Annotated in this window: 16 protein-coding genes and 1 pseudogene; 8 read left to right on the forward strand and 9 right to left on the reverse strand. The window is 72.7% G+C overall.

The annotated features are described in order from the left end of the window. A pseudogene (locus tag CCN44_RS35520) lies at positions 1 to 601 on the reverse strand (bifunctional adenosylcobinamide kinase/adenosylcobinamide-phosphate guanylyltransferase); the annotation flags it as partial. Between the two features lie 80 nt (positions 602 to 681). On the opposite strand from CCN44_RS35520, the gene CCN44_RS35525 reads away from it, so the two are divergent. After that, on the forward strand, positions 682 to 891 hold the full coding sequence (locus CCN44_RS35525) for a hypothetical protein (protein WP_059248906.1): 210 nt from the start codon (positions 682 to 684) through the stop codon (positions 889 to 891). A 79-nt stretch (positions 892 to 970) separates the two neighbouring features. Here the strand turns inward: CCN44_RS35525 and CCN44_RS35530 are convergent, their stop codons facing one another. The 3 genes from CCN44_RS35530 to CCN44_RS35540 form a co-directional block, all read right to left on the reverse strand. After that, entirely contained in the window at positions 971 to 2062 is a 1092-nt protein-coding gene (locus CCN44_RS35530; protein ID WP_059248905.1) for a S1C family serine protease, read from the reverse strand. Between the two features lie 56 nt (positions 2063 to 2118). Beyond that, the gene (locus CCN44_RS35535) at positions 2119 to 2820 is read right to left on the reverse strand and encodes a class I SAM-dependent methyltransferase (protein WP_059248904.1); all 702 of its coding nucleotides are present in this window, start codon (positions 2818 to 2820) and stop codon (positions 2119 to 2121) included. 83 nt (positions 2821 to 2903) lie between these two features. Further along, the gene (locus CCN44_RS35540; protein ID WP_189397243.1) at positions 2904 to 3530 is read right to left on the reverse strand and encodes a DUF3043 domain-containing protein; all 627 of its coding nucleotides are present in this window, start codon (positions 3528 to 3530) and stop codon (positions 2904 to 2906) included. Positions 3531 to 3749: 219 nt separating this feature from the next. Here CCN44_RS35540 and CCN44_RS35545 point away from each other — a divergent pair, with 219 nt between their 5' ends. Continuing rightward, positions 3750 to 4541, forward strand: a complete 792-nt coding sequence (locus tag CCN44_RS35545) for a PspA/IM30 family protein (RefSeq protein WP_079080933.1) — start codon at positions 3750 to 3752, stop codon at positions 4539 to 4541. Positions 4542 to 4574: 33 nt separating this feature from the next. Further along, a complete protein-coding gene (gene pspAA, locus CCN44_RS35550; RefSeq protein ID WP_059248901.1) occupies positions 4575 to 4853 on the forward strand; it encodes a PspA-associated protein PspAA in 279 nt (92 codons plus the stop codon). 60 nt (positions 4854 to 4913) lie between these two features. On the opposite strand, the gene CCN44_RS35555 is transcribed toward pspAA, so the two are convergent. Next, on the reverse strand, positions 4914 to 5405 hold the full coding sequence (locus CCN44_RS35555; protein WP_143650202.1) for an EF-hand domain-containing protein: 492 nt from the start codon (positions 5403 to 5405) through the stop codon (positions 4914 to 4916). Between the two features lie 161 nt (positions 5406 to 5566). Here CCN44_RS35555 and CCN44_RS35560 point away from each other — a divergent pair, with 161 nt between their 5' ends. From CCN44_RS35560 to CCN44_RS35570, 3 genes are all read left to right on the forward strand, one after another. Continuing rightward, on the forward strand, positions 5567 to 6784 hold the full coding sequence (locus CCN44_RS35560) for a sensor histidine kinase (protein WP_086702684.1): 1218 nt from the start codon (positions 5567 to 5569) through the stop codon (positions 6782 to 6784). Continuing rightward, positions 6781 to 7461, forward strand: a complete 681-nt coding sequence (locus CCN44_RS35565) for a response regulator (RefSeq protein WP_086702686.1) — start codon at positions 6781 to 6783, stop codon at positions 7459 to 7461. Before CCN44_RS35560 ends, CCN44_RS35565 begins: the two co-directional genes overlap by 4 nt. Before the next feature lie 159 nt (positions 7462 to 7620). Continuing rightward, complete coding sequence (locus tag CCN44_RS35570) at positions 7621 to 10722, forward strand: efflux RND transporter permease subunit (protein WP_059248897.1); 3102 nt, start codon at positions 7621 to 7623, stop codon at positions 10720 to 10722. Between the two features lie 67 nt (positions 10723 to 10789). Here the strand turns inward: CCN44_RS35570 and nadA are convergent, their stop codons facing one another. Continuing rightward, complete coding sequence (nadA, locus tag CCN44_RS35575) at positions 10790 to 11974, reverse strand: quinolinate synthase NadA (RefSeq protein ID WP_086702693.1); 1185 nt, start codon at positions 11972 to 11974, stop codon at positions 10790 to 10792. Between the two features lie 264 nt (positions 11975 to 12238). Here nadA and CCN44_RS35580 point away from each other — a divergent pair, with 264 nt between their 5' ends. Next, a complete protein-coding gene (locus tag CCN44_RS35580; protein WP_028422454.1) occupies positions 12239 to 12595 on the forward strand; it encodes an iron-sulfur cluster assembly accessory protein in 357 nt (118 codons plus the stop codon). 24 nt (positions 12596 to 12619) lie between these two features. On the opposite strand, the gene CCN44_RS35585 is transcribed toward CCN44_RS35580, so the two are convergent. Both CCN44_RS35585 and CCN44_RS35590 read right to left on the reverse strand, forming a co-directional pair. Next, entirely contained in the window at positions 12620 to 14206 is a 1587-nt protein-coding gene (locus CCN44_RS35585) for a hypothetical protein (protein ID WP_086702690.1), read from the reverse strand. Between the two features lie 78 nt (positions 14207 to 14284). Beyond that, on the reverse strand, positions 14285 to 14494 hold the full coding sequence (locus tag CCN44_RS35590) for a hypothetical protein (protein WP_059248895.1): 210 nt from the start codon (positions 14492 to 14494) through the stop codon (positions 14285 to 14287). A 130-nt stretch (positions 14495 to 14624) separates the two neighbouring features. On the opposite strand from CCN44_RS35590, the gene CCN44_RS35595 reads away from it, so the two are divergent. Beyond that, positions 14625 to 15599, forward strand: coding sequence for a carbohydrate kinase family protein (locus tag CCN44_RS35595; RefSeq protein ID WP_059248894.1), 975 nt, complete (start codon positions 14625 to 14627; stop codon positions 15597 to 15599). 137 nt (positions 15600 to 15736) lie between these two features. On the opposite strand, the gene CCN44_RS35600 is transcribed toward CCN44_RS35595, so the two are convergent. After that, positions 15737 to 16524: cysteine desulfurase/sulfurtransferase TusA family protein (locus CCN44_RS35600; protein ID WP_143650207.1), on the reverse strand; the 788-nt coding region annotated here is incomplete at its 5' end.

The raw sequence follows: 16524 nt of genomic DNA on the forward strand, positions 1-16524 counted from the left end.
CCGGCTCGCGGCGGCCGGCGCGCGGGCGGTGCCGGACGGTACGACGCTCGTGGTCCAGGTGGACGGCGAGCACGTCCGTCGTGGGGCCGACCGAGCCGACCGCGCGGAGCCGGGCGACCGCGTCGGGGCGGCCCACGACGTCCGCGAGGAGCATGTCGTACGACTCCGCCGTGGCCTCCGCGAGACCGGCCGGCGCCCCGCCCGGCGGCAGGTACAGCAGCCGCTGCCCGTCCGGCCCGGTCACCGCGTACCCGGTGCCGCCCGCGTCCATCGCCACGGCCCGCACCCGATGCCCCGTCAGCAGCGCCAACTCCCGCCCGTCCGGCACCCGCCCGGGCTGCGGCAGCCCGGCCGGCACCTCCACCGCCGGGCCGTCGTGCGGGTGCGACAGCAGCACCTGCCGCACCCCGCCCAGCGAATGCCCGGCGCGCGCCGCCGCGAAGGCCGCGCCCGGCGTCAGGTCGAGCAGCAACGCGTCGTCCACCAGCACCGCGGTCGCGGCCCGCGCGTCCGGCCCCAGCGCGGTCGCACAGGCAGCACAGGAACAGTCGGGGCGAGGCAGTCCCGCAGGGGCACCGGTACCGAGCAGAGTGATGTCCACGGACCGATTTTCGCCTGTCCCCGCAGGTCTTGCGCTTCCGGCTAGGCTGCCGGGCAGGTGTTGGATCAAAGGAGGCCCACATGACGGCATGGACGTGGCGGTTCGAGAAGGCCGACGGGACGGAGGTCCAGCCGGCGGTGCAGCCCGAGGAGTTCACCACGCAGGGCGACGCCGAGTCCTGGATCGGCGAGCACTGGAAGGCGCTGCTGGAGGGCGGGGCCGACCAGGTACGGCTGTTCGAGGAGAACTCCGAGATCTACGGGCCGATGAGCCTGCACGCCGACGCCTGACCCGAGCCGCACGGGTGCGGAGGGCGGCCTCCCGCCGAGGGGCCGTCCTCCGCCGAAGGGCCGTCCTCCCGCGCTCTCCTCACTGTTCGCCCAGCGTCACCTCGACCGTCTTCTCGGTGCCGTTGCGCTGGTAGGTCACCGACGTTCGCTGGCCCGGCCTGTCCGCCGCCAGTGCCTCGGCGAGTGAGGTGATCGTGGTGATCGGCTGATCACCCAGTGCGGTGATGATGTCCCCGGGCCGCAGGCCCGCCTTGTCGGCCGCGCCGCCGGGGCTGACGGTGACCACCGCGACCCCGCTCGGCTGGTAGCGGTCGTCCACGACCGTCCGCGCGGTGATGTCCAGCGCCGCCCGCCCGGAGTCGACGACCTTGCCCTCCTTGACGATCTGGTCGGCGACCGTCTTCACCATCGACGCCGGGATCGCGAAGCCGATGCCGGGCGCCGCGCTGCCCCCGAAGCTGGGGTCGGTCGCCGCGAGCGTCGGGATGCCGATCACCTGCCCGTCGAGGTCGACCAGGGCGCCGCCGCTGTTGCCGGGGTTGATCGCGGCCGACGTCTGCACCATGTTCGGGATCGTCGCGCCCGTACCGCCCTCCGTGCTGCCCTCGCTGACGGTCCGTCCGGTCGCCGAGACGATGCCCTGGGTCACGCTGGACGACAGCCCCAGCGGCGACCCCATCGCCAGCACGATCTGCCCGACCTGCACCTTCTCGGAGTCCCCGAACACCGCCGGCTTCAGCCCGTCCGGCACCCGGTCCAGCCGGATCACGGCGAGGTCCTGCTCGGGGTAGGAGTAGACCAGGCTCGCGGTCAGCGGGTCCTCGCTGTTCGCCGTGGTCACCTGGAAGGTCTTCTCCGACCCGACCACGTGCGCGTTGGTGACGATGTGCCCGTTGCCGTCGTACACCACCCCGGAGCCCAGATCGCGGCGCGCCTGGATCTGCACGACCGACGGCAGGACCTCCTTGATCACCCGCTGGTACTGGTCCTGGAGGTCGTTCGCGGCCCTCGGCACGGCCGCCCGGACGCCCGCCGGAGCCGTCGCCGGGGTGTCCCGCCCGGCCGGGGCGTCGGGGGCGGTGCAGCCGGCGGCGAGGACCACGCAGCAGGCCGGCACGGCGAGGCGGACGACCGCCCGGAGGGCACGCGCACGGGTACGGGAAACGTCCATGTCCCGAGTCTCACCCCAGGGTGATCACCCGGCCCACGCTGTTGCCCCGAACGGGCTCAGCCCCGTACCCCGCACAGATGCAGCAGCGCCGCCACCCCGCGGTACGGGTCCGTGCGCCCGGCCCGCTCCTCCACCGCGAGCAGCGTCTCCAGGTCGTCGGGCATCGCCGCGTCGTCCGCCGCCGTGTCCGTGAAGACGCGGACGCCGTACCAGGCGTGCAGCGGGGCGGCGATGCCGTCGAGCGTGGCGGTGAGGGCGGCCAGCCGGTCGGCGCGGACGTCCCGGCCCAGCCGGTTGCGGTAGGCGGTGGTGTCGAAGGCGGCCAGGGCGCCCGCCCAGTCGCCGCTCAGGCCCGGGCGCATCGCGAGCGCGTCGCCGTTGCGGACCAGCAGGGACAGCAGACCGCCGGGGGCCAGCATCCGGGCCAGGCCCGCCACCAGCGGGTCGGGCTCCTCGACGTACATGAGGACGGCGTGGCACAGCACCACGTCGAAGCTGCCCGGCAGGAAGTGCACCCCCGTGTCCCGGCCGTCGCCCTGCACCAGCCGGACCCGCTCCCGGATGCCCTCCGGCTCCCGGGCGACCGCCTCCCGGGCGGCGGCGATCATCGTCGCGTCCTGCTCGACCCCGGTCACCTGGTGGCCGAGCCGGGCCAGCCGCAGCGCCTGCGCGCCCCGGCCCATCCCCACGTCGAGCACCCGCAGCCGCCGCCCGACCGGGAACCGCCCGGCTATCTGCTCGTCCAGCTGCCGCGCCACCAGCTCCTGGCTCACGACATCGCGCAGGCCGCCCAGCGTGTTCGGCCGGGCATCGGCCGCGCCCCCGGTGAAAGCGTCAGCGCTCAGGGCCGCTCTCCGCGCTTCACCTGCGGCTTCGGCAGCCGGAGCCGGCGCATCTGCAGGGACCGCATCAGGGCGTAGGCGACCGCGCCGCGCGTGTTCTCGCCGGGGAAGCGCTCCTTGAGCCGCTTCTTCAGCCGGAAACCGCTGACCGCGGCGTCCAGCACGATCAGCACGATCACGATGAGCCACAGCAGCAGCGCCAGGCTCTGGATCGAGGGCACCCGCACCACGCTCAGCACCAGGATGACCACGGCGAGCGGCAGGAAGAACTCCGCCACGTTGAACCGCGAGTCCACCCAGTCCCGGGCGAACCGGCGGACCGGGCCCTTGTCCCGGGCCGGCAGGTACCGCTCGTCGCCACCGGCGAGCGCCTGGCGCTGGCGCTCCAGCGCCTGCCGCCGCTCCTCGCGCTGGCGCTTCGCGGCCTCCTTGCGGGTCGTCGGCGTGTTGGCGACGCTGCGGCGCTGGGACTGGGCCTCACTGCGCTTGGGCGTGGGCCGGCCCTTCGGGGCCTGCGGGTCGCGGGGCTGCTTGGAGTCGGTCACCACGGCCTTGTCGGCGGGGGCCTTCTCTTCCTTGGCACGGCTACGGAACACAAAACCCAAGGGTAAGGGCTGCACCGGCATGGACCCCAGCCCGGCGGGGAACGATCCGGCAACACTGCTCGTCCATAGGAGACAGAGGGATCACCTACTCCTTACGCCGGAGCGGGACGGGCCGCAGTCGTCCTCGGGGATGAGCGCATCACCCCGCGAACAGTGCGGTAATGGAAGCAGGGCCCGTACTGTGGGTCCTGTCGCAGAAGCTGTGAGCTGGAGTCCGTCAGAAGGGGGCGCGCGAAGCCCATGAGCGGTGTCATGAAGCGTATGGGGATGATCTTCCGCGCGAAGGCGAACAAGGCCCTTGACCGGGCCGAGGACCCGCGCGAGACCCTCGACTACTCGTACCAGAAGCAGCTGGAGCTGCTGCAGAAGGTGCGGCGCGGCGTCGCCGACGTGGCGACCAGCCGCAAGCGTCTGGAGCTCCAGCTCAACCAGTTGCAGCAGCAGTCCGCCAAGCTGGAGGACCAGGGCCGCAAGGCGCTCGCGCTCGGCCGCGAGGACCTGGCCCGCGAGGCGCTGTCCCGCAAGGCCGCGCTCCAGCAGCAGGTCACGGACCTCGAAACGCAGCACGCGACCCTCCAGGGCGAGGAGGAGAAGCTCACCCTGGCGGCCCAGCGCCTCCAGGCCAAGGTGGACGCCTTCCGTACGAAGAAGGAGACCATCAAGGCCACCTACACCGCCGCCCAGGCCCAGACCCGCATCGGGGAGGCCTTCTCCGGCATCTCCGAGGAGATGGGCGACGTCGGCCTCGCCATCCAGCGCGCCGAGGACAAGACCGCCCAGCTCCAGGCCCGGGCCGGCGCCATCGACGAACTGCTCGCCTCCGGCGCCCTGGACGACCCCTCCGGCATGCACAAGGACGACATCCAGGCAGAGCTGGACCGGCTCTCCGGTGGTACGGATGTAGAGCTGGAACTGCAGCGCATGAAGGCCGAGCTGGCCGGGGGCTCCCCGCAGCAGGCCATCGAGGGCGGCACCGGTCAGGGGCAGTCCCAGCAGCAGCCGCAGGACACCCCGCGCTTCGACAAGCAGTAACCCGGCGCCGGGGCCCGAGCCGAGGAGGCCGACGTGATCGTACGGATCATGGGGGAGGGCCAGGTGAGGCTGGACGACGCCCACCTCACCGAGCTGAACAAGCTGGACGACGAACTGCTGGACGAGATGGAGAGCGGCGACGGCGAGGGCTTCCGCCGTACACTCACCGCTCTCCTGGACGCCGTGCGCCGGCTCGGCACACCGCTCCCGGACGACGCGCTGGAACCCTCGGACCTGATCCTGCCGTCCCCGGACGCGACCCTGGAGGAGGTCCGGGAACTGCTCAGCGACGACGGCCTGATCCCGGGCTGACCTCCATCGCCCCGGACCCCACGCGCCGGCGGGCGCCGCTCACGGCGGCGCCGGCCGCCCTCAGGAGGTGTACTGCGTCCTGATGTGCTGGGCGCACTCGTCCCTGCTGAGATAGCCGTCGCCGTCGGTGTCGGTCTCGCCGAATTCCGACAGGGCCTCGGCGGCGGGCGTCCCCTTGGCCTCCTGCCACCTCATCCACTCGCCCACCGAGAGCCTGCCGTCGCCGTCGGTGTCGGCCAGCTCCAGCACGGCCAGTTCGAAGGGGATGACGGTCCGCTCCAGGAACTCGGGGCGGCGGTAGGCGGTGACGAACTCCCGGGCCGAGATCGTGCCGTCCTTGTCGGCGTCCGTGTGGTCGCGCAGCTCGTCCCAGAGCCGGTTGCCGAGGTCGGTGACCCGCCGCCAGTGCTCGCTGCCCGGGGCGGCCCCGGCCCGCATCACCATCCCCTGCACCAGCTGGTCGAGATCCACCTGCGCGATCGTCCCGTCCCCGTCGGTGTCGAGCTGCCGGAACAGCCTCTGGAAGTGGTCGCGCTCGGCCTGAGTCACCACGGCCCTCACCCGTCCTTCTCGTTGTGCGGTCTGTGCGTCCCCGACACTGCCGTACGGGCCGGTCGCCGAGCGGGAGTTGCCCCCGGTGATCGCTCGAACGGGGTACCGGTGCGCTCCGGCGAGGGTCGTGCGGCGCCGGACGGGCCCCGTACTGTTCCTGCGTGAGCACTCTCGAACGCGCCCGGTGCAGCCTCACGGCACACCCGCTGGCGGCGGACGCGGTCCTCGCCACGGGCGTCCTGGTCTGCATGGTCGCCGGTTCCTTCGCCGTGCCCCGGCGCGACCACGGCGTCACCTGGGACCTGCGCGCCCCCGCCGTCCTCAGCCTCGTCCTCATGCTGGCCGGCGCGGCGGCGCTCGTCCTCCGCCGCCGTACCCCCCGGACGGTGCTGGCCGTCACCGGCACGTTCTCCCTCGTCGAGTGCGTCACCGGCGATCCGCGCGCCCCGGTCGCGATGTCCGCCGTCGTCGCCCTGTACACCGTCGCCGCGACCACCGACCGCGCCACCACCTGGCGCCTCGGCCTGCTCACCATGACCGTGCTGACGGCCGCCGCCATGCTCGCCGGCCCGCTGCCCTGGTACGCCCAGGAGAACCTGGGCGTGCTCGCCTGGACCGGCATCGGCGCCACCGCGGGCGACGCCGTACGCAGCCGACGCGCGGTCGTCCAGGCGATCCGGGACCGCGCCGAACGCGCCGAACGCACCCGCGAGGAGGAGGCCCGCCGCCGGGTCGCCGAGGAGCGGCTGCGGATCGCCCGCGATCTGCACGACGTCGTCGCCCACCACATCGCCCTCGTCAACGTGCAGGCCGGCGTCGCCGCCCATGTCATGGACAAGCGGCCCGACCAAGCCAAGGAGGCCCTCGCGCACGTCCGCGAGGCCAGCCGCAGCGCGCTGAACGAACTCCGCGCGACCGTCGGCCTGCTCCGCCAGTCCGGCGACCCGGAGGCCCCCACCGAACCCGCCCCCGGCCTGAGCCGCCTGGAGGAGCTGGCCGACACCTTCCGCAGCGCGGGCCTGCCGGTGGCCGTGGCCCGCGCCGACCAGGGCACCGAACTGCCCGCCGCCGTCGACCTGGCCGCCTACCGGATCGTCCAGGAGGCCCTGACCAACGTGCAGAAGCACGCCGGCCCCGACGCCGAGGCCGAGGTGAGCGTCGTCCGGGTCGGACCCAACGTGGAGGTCACCGTCCTGGACGACGGCTCCGGCGCGCCCGGCGCGCCCGCGGCGGGCGGCGGGCACGGGCTGCTCGGCATGCGGGAGCGGGTCACCGCCCTCGGCGGCACCCTGACCACCGGCCCCCGCTACGGCGGCGGCTTCCGCGTCCATGCGATCCTGCCGGTCAACACGACGACGGCCCAGGGGGAGACCGTATGACCATCCGCGTCCTGCTCGCGGACGACCAGGCACTGCTGCGCAGCGCGTTCCGGGTGCTGGTCGACTCCGAGCCCGACATGGAGGTGGTGGGGGAGGCCTCCGACGGCGCGGAGGCGCTGCGGCTGGCCCGGGAGCACGGCCCCGACGTCGTCCTCATGGACATCCGGATGCCCGGCACCGACGGTCTCGCCGCGACCCGGCTGATCAGCGCCGATCCGTCCCTCGCGCAGATCCGCGTGGTCATCCTGACCACGTTCGAGGTGGACGACTACGTCGTCCAGGCGCTGCGCGCGGGCGCCTCCGGCTTCCTCGGCAAGGGCAGCGAGCCGGAGGAGCTGCTGAGCGCCATCCGGGTCGCGGCGGGCGGCGAGGCGCTGCTGTCCCCGGCCGCCACCAAGGGCCTGATCGCCCGCTTCCTCGCCCAGGGCGACGACGGCCACGCCCCCGACCCGGCCCGTGCCGAGCGGCTCGGCGCGCTCACCGGCCGGGAGCGGGAAGTCCTCGTGCAGGTCGCCGGCGGGCACTCCAACGACGAGATCGCCGAGCGGCTGGAGGTCAGCCCGCTGACGGTGAAGACGCACGTCAACCGGGCCATGGCGAAGCTGGGCGCGCGGGACCGGGCGCAGCTCGTCGTGATCGCGTACGAGTCGGGGCTGGTCCGTCCGAGGACGGACTGATCTCCACCCGCGCGTACTGCGCCCGGAGTACGGGCCGGGTGAAGGAACGGGACCTGGGGCCTACGGGGCGGCCGCCCGGGATGGCTCAGGGTGGTGGGGTGGGCGCCCACCCGCGTCCCGCCGCCGCTTCTGCCGCTCACAGAAGAGAGACCCTGACCCATGTCCTGGCTGTCCAGATTCAGCCTCGCGCAACGGGCCCTCGTCGGGCTCATATCCCTTGTCGCGCTCGCCTTCGGGCTGATCGCGATCCCCCAGATCAAACAGCAGCTGCTGCCCACCATCGACCTGCCCATGGTGTCGGTGATCGCGCCGTACCAGGGCGCCTCGCCCGACGTGGTCGAGAAGCAGGTCGTCGAGCCCATCGAGGACAACCTCCAGGGCGTCGACGGCGTCACCGGTGTCACCTCCACCGCGAGCGAGGGCAACGCCGTGATCATGGCGTCCTTCGACTACGGCAACGACACCGACCGGATCGTCTCCGACGTCCAGCAGGCCGTGAACCGGGCCCGCAACCAGCTCCCGGACGACGTCGACCCGCAGGTGGTCTCCGGCTCCACGGACGACATGCCGACCGTCGTCCTGGCCGTCACCTCCGACAAGGACCAGCAGGCCCTCGCCGACCAGCTCGACACGACGGTCGTACCGGCGCTGAAGGACATCGACGGCGTCGGCCGCGTCCAGGTCATGGGCGTCCGTGACCTCCAGGTCACCGTCACCCCGGACGACGCGAAGCTCGCGCGGGCCGGCCTCACCTCCGCCGCCCTCGGCCAGGCCCTCCAGGCGGGCGGCGCGACCGTCCCGGCCGGCTCCTTCGACGAGGACGGTGCCAACCGCACGGTCCAGGTCGGCGGCGGCTTCACCTCGCTGCGGCAGATCAAGGACCTGATGGTCACCGGCGAGGGCGCGAAGCAGCCGGTGCGCCTGGGGTCGGTGGCCACCGTGAAGGAGCAGCCGGCCCCGGCCGACTCCCTCACCCGTACCAACGGCAGGCCCAGCCTCGCCGTCAACGTCACGATGGACCACGACGGCAGCGCCGTCTCCATCTCGGACGCGGTCAAGGACAAGCTGCCCGGCCTGCGCCAGGACCTCGGCTCCGGTGCGCAGCTCACCGTGGTCAGCGACCAGGGCCCGGCCGTCTCCAAGTCCATCAAGGGCCTGACCACGGAGGGTGCGCTCGGCCTGCTCTTCGCGGTCCTGATCATCCTGGTCTTCCTGGCCTCGGTCCGCTCGACCCTGGTCACGGCGGTGTCGATCCCGCTGTCCGTGGTCCTCGCGCTGCTCGTGCTGTGGACGCGCGGCCTGTCGCTGAACATGCTCACCCTGGGCGCCCTGACCATCGCCGTCGGCCGGGTCGTGGACGACTCGATCGTGGTCCTGGAGAACATCAAGCGGCACCTCGGGTACGGCGAGGAGCGCAAGGAGGCGATCCTCACCGCGGTGCGCGAGGTGGCCGGCGCGGTCACCTCCTCCACCCTCACCACGGTCGCCGTGTTCCTGCCGATCGGCCTGGTCGGCGGCATGGTGGGCGCCCTGTTCGGCTCGTTCAGCATCACGGTGACGGCGGCCCTGCTGGCCTCCCTGCTCGTCTCGCTGACGGTCGTGCCCGTCCTGTCGTACTGGTTCCTGCGCGCCCCCAAGGGCACCCCCGAGGACGCGGCGGAGGCCCGCCGCAAGGCCGAGGAGAAGGAGGCGAACAGCCGCCTCCAGCGCGCCTACGTGCCCGTCCTGCGCTTCGCGACCCGCCGCCGCCTCACCAGCGTGCTCATCGCGATCGTCGTGCTGGTCGTCACCTTCGGCATGTCCGGTCTGCTGAAGACGAACTTCTTCGACCAGGGCGAGCAGGAGGTCCTCACGATCAAGCAGAAGCTGAAGCCCGGCACCAGCCTGGCCGCCACCGACGCGCAGGCGAAGAAGGTCGAGAAGCTGCTCGCCTCCACCGAGGGCGTGAAGGACTACCAGGTCACGGTCGGCTCCTCCGGCTTCATGGCGGCCTTCGGCGGCGGCACCGACACCAACCAGGCGTCGTACCAGGTGATGCTGGAGGACTCCGCCTCCTACGACGACGTGCAGCAGCACCTCGAGGACGGCCTGAAGAAGCTCGACGGCATCGGTACGACCACCGTGTCGGCCGGTGACGGCTTCGGTAACCAGGACCTGAGCGTGGTGGTGAAGGCGTCCGACCCGAAGGCGCTGCGGACGGCGGCGGAGCAGGTCCGCGCCACGGTCGCCGGCCTCGACCACGTCACGGACGTCACCAGCGACCTCGCGCAGAGCGTGCCGCGGATCTCGGTCAAGGCGAACGCGAAGGCGGCGGCGGCCGGGTTCGACGACCAGAAGCTGGGCGCCGCGGTGGCCCAGGCCGTGCGCGGTACGACGGCGGCCAAGGCGGTCCTGGACGACGCCGAGCGGGACGTCGTCGTACGGTCGGCGAAGCCCGCGACCACGCTGGCCCAGCTGAAGAACCTGCGTCTCGGCCCGGTGAAGCTCGGCGACATCGCCACGGTGAAGCCGGTGGACGGCCCGGTGTCCATGACCCGCATCGACGGGCAGCGCGCGGCCACCGTCACGGCCAGGCCGACCGGTGACAACACGGGCGCGATCAGCACCAAGCTCCAGTCGGAGATCGAGGCCCTGAAGCTCCCGGCGGGCGCCACGGCCGAGATCGGCGGTGTCTCCTCCGACCAGGACGACGCGTTCAAGAACCTGGGCCTGGCCATGCTGGCGGCCATCGCGATCGTCTTCATGCTCCTGGTCGCGACGTTCCGCTCGCTCGCCCAGCCGCTGATCCTGCTGGTCTCCGTCCCCTTCGCGGCGACGGGCGCGATCGGCCTGCTGGTCGCCACCGGCACCCCGATGGGCGTGCCCGCGATGATCGGCATGCTGATGCTGATCGGCATCGTGGTGACCAACGCGATCGTGCTGATCGACCTGATCAACCAGTACCGGGCGCAGGGCTACGGCGTGGTGGAAGCCGTGATCGAGGGCGGCCGGCACCGGCTGCGCCCGATCCTGATGACGGCGCTGGCGACGATCTTCGCCCTGCTGCCGATGGCCCTGGGCATCACCGGCGAGGGCGGCTTCATCGCCCAGCCGCTGGCCGTGGTCGTGATCGGCGGTCTGATCACCTCCACGCTGCTGACCCTGCTCCTCGTCCCGACGCTCTACGCGATGCTGGAACTGCGCAAGCAGCGGCGCGCGGAGAAGCGGGCGGCGAAGCGGCGGCCGGAGCCGGAGCGGACGCCGGAGCCGGCCGGAGTGTGACGGCATCCGGCGGGTGACGGCATGACGAAGGGCCGGGTCTCGGACGAGACCCGGCCCTTCGGGCCCGCTACGGCAGCGCCAGCATCCGCTCCAGCGCCAGCTTGGCGAACGCCTCCGTCTCCGGGTCGACCTCGATGCGGTTGACCAGGTTGCCCTCGGCCAGGGACTCCAGAGCCCAGACCAGGTGGGGCAGGTCGATGCGGTTCATGGTCGAGCAGAAGCAGACCGTCTTGTCGAGGAAGACGATCTCCTTGCCCTCGGGAGCGAAACGGTTCGCCAGCCGGCGGACCAGGTTCAGCTCGGTGCCGATGGCCCACTTGGAACCGGCCGGGGCAGCTTCGAGGGTCTTGATGATGTACTCGGTCGAGCCGACGTAGTCCGCCGCGGCCACGACCTCGTGCTTGCACTCGGGGTGGACCAGGACGTTCACGCCCGGGATGCGTGCGCGCACGTCGTCGACCGAGTCCAGGCTGAAGCGGCCGTGCACCGAGCAGTGGCCCCGCCACAGGATCATCTTCGCGGCGCGCAGCTCGTCGGCGGTCAGCCCGCCGTTCGGCTTGTGCGGGTTGTAGACCACGCAGTCGTCCAGGGACATGCCCATGTCCCGGACGGCGGTGTTGCGGCCCAGGTGCTGGTCGGGCAGGAAGAGGACCTTCTCGCCCTGCTCGAAGGCCCAGTCGAGGGCGCGCTTGGCGTTGGACGAGGTGCAGATCGTGCCGCCGTGCTTGCCGGTGAACGCCTTGATGTCGGCGGAGGAGTTCATGTACGACACGGGCACCACCTGCTCGGCGACCCCGGCCTCGGTCAGCACGTCCCAGCACTCGGCGACCTGCTCGGCCGTCGCCATGTCGGCCATGGAGCAGCCGGCGGCGAGGTCGGGGAGGACCACCTTCTGGTCGTCGGAGGTCAGGATGTCCGCCGACTCGGCCATGAAGTGCACACCGCAGAAGACGATGTACTCGGCCTCCGGGCGCGCCGCGGCATCCCGGGCCAGCTTGAAGGAGTCGCCCGTGACATCGGCGAACTGGATGACCTCGTCGCGCTGGTAGTGGTGGCCGAGCACGAAGACCTTGTCGCCGAGCTTCTCCTTGGCCGCGCGGGCACGCTCGACCAGGTCGGGGTCGGACGGCGACGGCAGGTCACCGGGACACTCGACGCCCCGCTCGCTCTTCGGGTCGGCCTCACGGCCGAGCAGCAGCAGGGCGAGCGGAGTCGGCTGCACGTCGAGCTCCGGGGTCTGGGCGGTGGTCACGACACGCACCCTTTCTACTTTTCGTCTAACTGACGCTATCTATCATAACTGGTTCACGTCACTTTGACGATGGCCATAGCGTCGATGTGACGTGAATCCCGCCGAGGTCCCTCTCCGGGCGCCTGTCCGCCTTCCCGGGCGTGTGCGAGCATGAGGAAGCAAGAAAAAACGCGACCACGCGAATGCCCGGCCCGGAATGAATCCGCGGAAGCGCCGGTTGCACTCGTCGGCAAGCAGTCTCCGTACAACCCGGGAGAGATGTAGATGTCCGTATCGGACGAGACCACCACCGTCACCGACGGCATCATCCTGACCGACGCCGCCGCGGCCAAGGTCAAGGCCCTGCTCGACCAGGAAGGCCGTGACGACCTCGCGCTGCGCGTCGCCGTCCAGCCCGGCGGCTGCTCCGGCCTGCGCTACCAGCTCTTCTTCGACGAGCGCTCGCTCGACGGCGACGTGGAGAAGGACTTCGGCGGGGTCAAGGTCGTCACGGACCGGATGAGCGCTCCGTACCTGGGCGGCGCCACCATCGACTTCGTGGACACGATCGAGAAGCAGGGCTTCACGATCGACAACCCGAACGCGACCGGCTCCTGCGCCTGCGGCGACTCCTTCAGCTGAGCCGCCGCCGTCGCGTTCCAGGCCCTAGCGCGGCTGCGCCGACGCGTCCGGCCGCAGCGAGCCCGGCTTCGCCTTCGGGATCTCCTTGCCGTCCGCGCCGACCACCGTCCGCCCGGCCAGCGGCGCGTCCAGCGTCACGGTCTTCACGTACTCCTTCGCGATCAGCACGCAGACCCGGCCCGGCCAGGGCCGCTCGGTGACCGTCACCGTCACCCGGCCGCCGCTCTCCCGCGCCGACGTCGTGTAGTCGGCGCACACCCCGCCGTAGAAGGCCAGGTTCAGGGTCCGCCCGTCGGCCGTGTACCCGGTCACCTCCACGCTCCGGCTCTTCCCGGGCGCGCCCGAGGGCTGCGGCGCCGAGGAGGAGGGCGCCGGCGCGGACGCCGACGCCGACGTCAGGTACGCCGGGTCGACCGCCGGGTACGTCACGGTGAACGCCTCGCCCGCCGCGGTGCCCCGCACCTGGAACAGCCAGGACGGCACCAGCGTCTGCCGCCCGCCGACGGAGTGCGCGGCCAGCCCGAACACCGCCTTGTCGATCACGACCGTGCTCCGCGCCCCGTCCGCCGACGGCTTCTTCGGCGCCCCCGTGGACGCCCCGCACGGCTGCTCCAGCCGGTCCTTCAGCGGCACGGGGCCGGCACACCCGCCGATCCCCTCGCGGTGGCCGCCGCCCCCGGCCGTCCCGTTCAGCAGCTCCAGCGTCTTCTGCGCGCCCAGCACCGGGTACGTGTCGCCCTTCACCGGCGCGCTCAGCAGCCCGTGCCCGCCGACCAGCTCGCCGTTGCGGTCGACGGTCAGGCCGGTCGTCCAGCCGTACGTGGGCAGCCCGCCCACCACCGGGTCGGCGTCCACCACCCGCCGGGCGCCCATGAGCCGGCTCGCGTCGGTCTTCGCGTCGCCCAGCCCCGCCGCCTTCAGCACCGGCGCCGCCGCCTTGCGGGCGTCGGCCGCGCTCACGGGGTCACCGGCCGGAGCGCCCGGATCCTGGGCGCAGACGGTCACCTTCCGGCAGTTGTCGGTGCCGGGCGCGTACCGGTCGAAGCTCCAGCTGCCCGGCGCGTCCCGGTTGACCTTCAGACTCGGTCCGGAGCCGTCCTGCCCGCCGACCCGCCAGACCCGGCCCTCGGCCACCGGCGCCGCCTCGAACCCGAGCGCCTTCGCCAGCCGGACCACCTGCTCCCGGCCGACCTCGGCCCGCGGCTCGTACACCGGCGCCGAGCCGGGCCCCTCGGGCAGCTCGCCCCGCGCCACGTACCGGGTGCCGTTCGGATCCGGCTCGCCGGGCGCGACACCGGTGCGGGAGCCGCCGTCGGCCCAGCCGTCCAGGGTGAGCGGCGGGGGAGTGCCGTCGGCGCCGGGGGCCGCCGCCGCGTCCGTACGGCCGTCCGTGCCGTTGCCCGCGGCGAGGTAGGCGCCACCGCCGCCGACCACGAGGACGGCTGCGGTGGCGACCGCGATGACGAGGGCCGTGGGGCGTCGACCGCTCGTCCGCCCCGGATCCGTCGTCGGCTGCGAGTCCGTCCGGGCTGGTCGCGTCCCGCGGCGCAGCCGCGTGAGGGCAGAGTCCCGCGCCCCTTCGGGGGCGCGCTCGGGCCGGTCCGTGTTCACCGCATCGCTCCTCGCTGGGTCGGTTCCGGCGATGGGACGCGGGAGGGGAGCGCGCGGTTCCCGGGTGGGCGCCCCGGGTCAGTCGCCGTAGTCGGACATCGCGTCCAGCAGCCGGGCGGACCGCGCGGGCACGTCCACCCCGTGGATGAGGGACGGCGGCACCGGGCGGGGCTCGGCGTGCTGCGGGACCGTCCAGTGCGGAGCCATCCGGGCGCAGTCGCCGCGCAGCGCGGCGAGGTCGCCGTCGATGTCGGCCGGGGCGTGGGAGGTGGCCTCGAGGTTCGTCATGACCGCACCGTAGGCACGGCTCAGCGGGCGAAGAAAGAGCTACTATCGGGTAGTTTTGCCTGCTTCAGTGGCGCCTTCCGACCGGGTAGCGTGAACTGTCAACCCAGCCTCCCGCAGGAGAATCCCCGTCGTGCGCATCGCAGTCACCGGCTCCATCGCCACCGACCACCTCATGACCTTCCCCGGCCGCTTCGCCGATCAGTTCGTCGCGGACCAGCTGCACACGGTTTCGCTCTCCTTCCTCGTCGACAACCTCGACGTGCGCCGCGGCGGTGTCGGAGCCAACATCGCCTTCGGCATGGGCCAGCTCGGCACCGCGCCGATCCTGGTCGGCGCCGCCGGCTTCGACTTCGACGAGTACCGGGCCTGGCTCGACCGGCACGGCGTGGACACCGCCTCGGTCCGCATCTCCGAGACCCTGCACACCGCCCGCTTCGTGTGCACCACCGACGCCGACCACAACCAGATCGGCTCCTTCTACACCGGCGCGATGAGCGAGGCCCGCCTCATCGAGCTGAAGACCGTGGCGGACCGCGTCGGCGGCCTCGACCTGGTCCTCATCGGCGCCGACGACCCCGAGGCGATGCTCCGCCACACCGAGGAGTGCCGCACCCGCGGCATCCCGTTCGCCGCCGACTTCTCCCAGCAGATCGCCCGGATGGAGGGCGAGGAGATCCGCGTCCTGCTCGACGGCGCGACCTACCTGTTCTCCAACGAGTACGAGAAGGGACTCATCGAGTCCAAGACCGGCTGGACCGACGCGGAGATCCTCGCCAAGGTCGGCCACCGGGTCACCACGCTCGGCTCGCGCGGCGTGCGCATCGAGCGGACCGGCCACGACCCGATCGAGGTCGGCTGCCCGGAGGAGGAGCGCAAGGCCGACCCCACGGGTGTCGGCGACGCCTTCCGCGCGGGGTTCCTGTCGGGGCTGGCCTGGGGGGTCTCGCTGGAGCGGGCCGCGCAGGTCGGGTGCATGCTCGCCACGCTGGTCATCGAGACCGTGGGGACGCAGGAGTACCAGCTGCGGCGGGCCCACTTCATGGAGCGGTTCGTGAAGGCGTACGGGGACGAGGCCGGCGCGGAAGTCCGGGCCCACCTGAACTGAGGCCGGGGGCGACCGCACGGCCGCCTCGGTCCCGCCGCCGTCGGGCGCGGGCGCGCTGTGTCCGGCCGCGCCCGCGCGGCGCGCCCGCGGACCGGCAGAGCCCCGCCCCCTCCGGGGGCTCAGCCCCCGGGACCCCCTCACCGCACCCGGCGCACCAGATAGGCCGTACCCCTCTCCGCCGGCTCCTCCCCGGCGTACTCCTGCCCCCGCATCTCGCACCACGCCGGGATGTCCAGCCGGGCCGCCTCGTCGTCGGAGAGCACCCGCACGGTTCCGCCCACCGGTACACGGTCGATCACCTTCGCCAGCTCGATGACCGGGATCGGGCAGCGCTTGCCGAGGGAGTCGACGAGCAGCTCCTGGGCGCGGACGGCCGTCGTGGGGGCCGGGGCGCCCAGCTTCTCCCGGACGCCCGCCACCGTCTCCGGCAGCACCTCCAGGAACCGTTCCACGTCCGCCTCCGCCGCCCCCGGCGGCAGCGACACCCGTACGTTGCCCTCGCTCAGCACCCCCATCGCCTTCAGCACATGGCTGGGGGTCAAGGTGCTGCTGGTGCAGGAGGAGCCGGAGGAGACCGAGAAGCCGGCCCGGTCCAGCTCGTGCAGCAGCGCCTCGCCGTCGACGTAGAGGCAGGAGAAGGTGACGATGCCGGGCAGCCGGCGCTCGGCGTCGCCGACCACCTCGACGTCCGGCACCAGCTGCGGCACCCGGGCCCGGATCCGGGCCGTCAGCTCCCGCAGCCGTACCGCCTCCTGGTCCGCCTCGGCCCGTACCGCGCGCAGCGAGGCCACGGCCGCCACGATCGCCGGGATGTTCTCGAACCCGGGCGCCCGGCCCGACTCGCGCTCGTCCACCGGCCCTTGCGCGGCGAACCGCACCCCCTTGCGGACGACGAGCAGCCCGACCCCCGACGGCCCGCCCCACT

The organism is Streptomyces tricolor, assembly GCF_002155905.1.
GTDB classification, from domain to species: domain Bacteria; phylum Actinomycetota; class Actinomycetes; order Streptomycetales; family Streptomycetaceae; genus Streptomyces; species Streptomyces tricolor.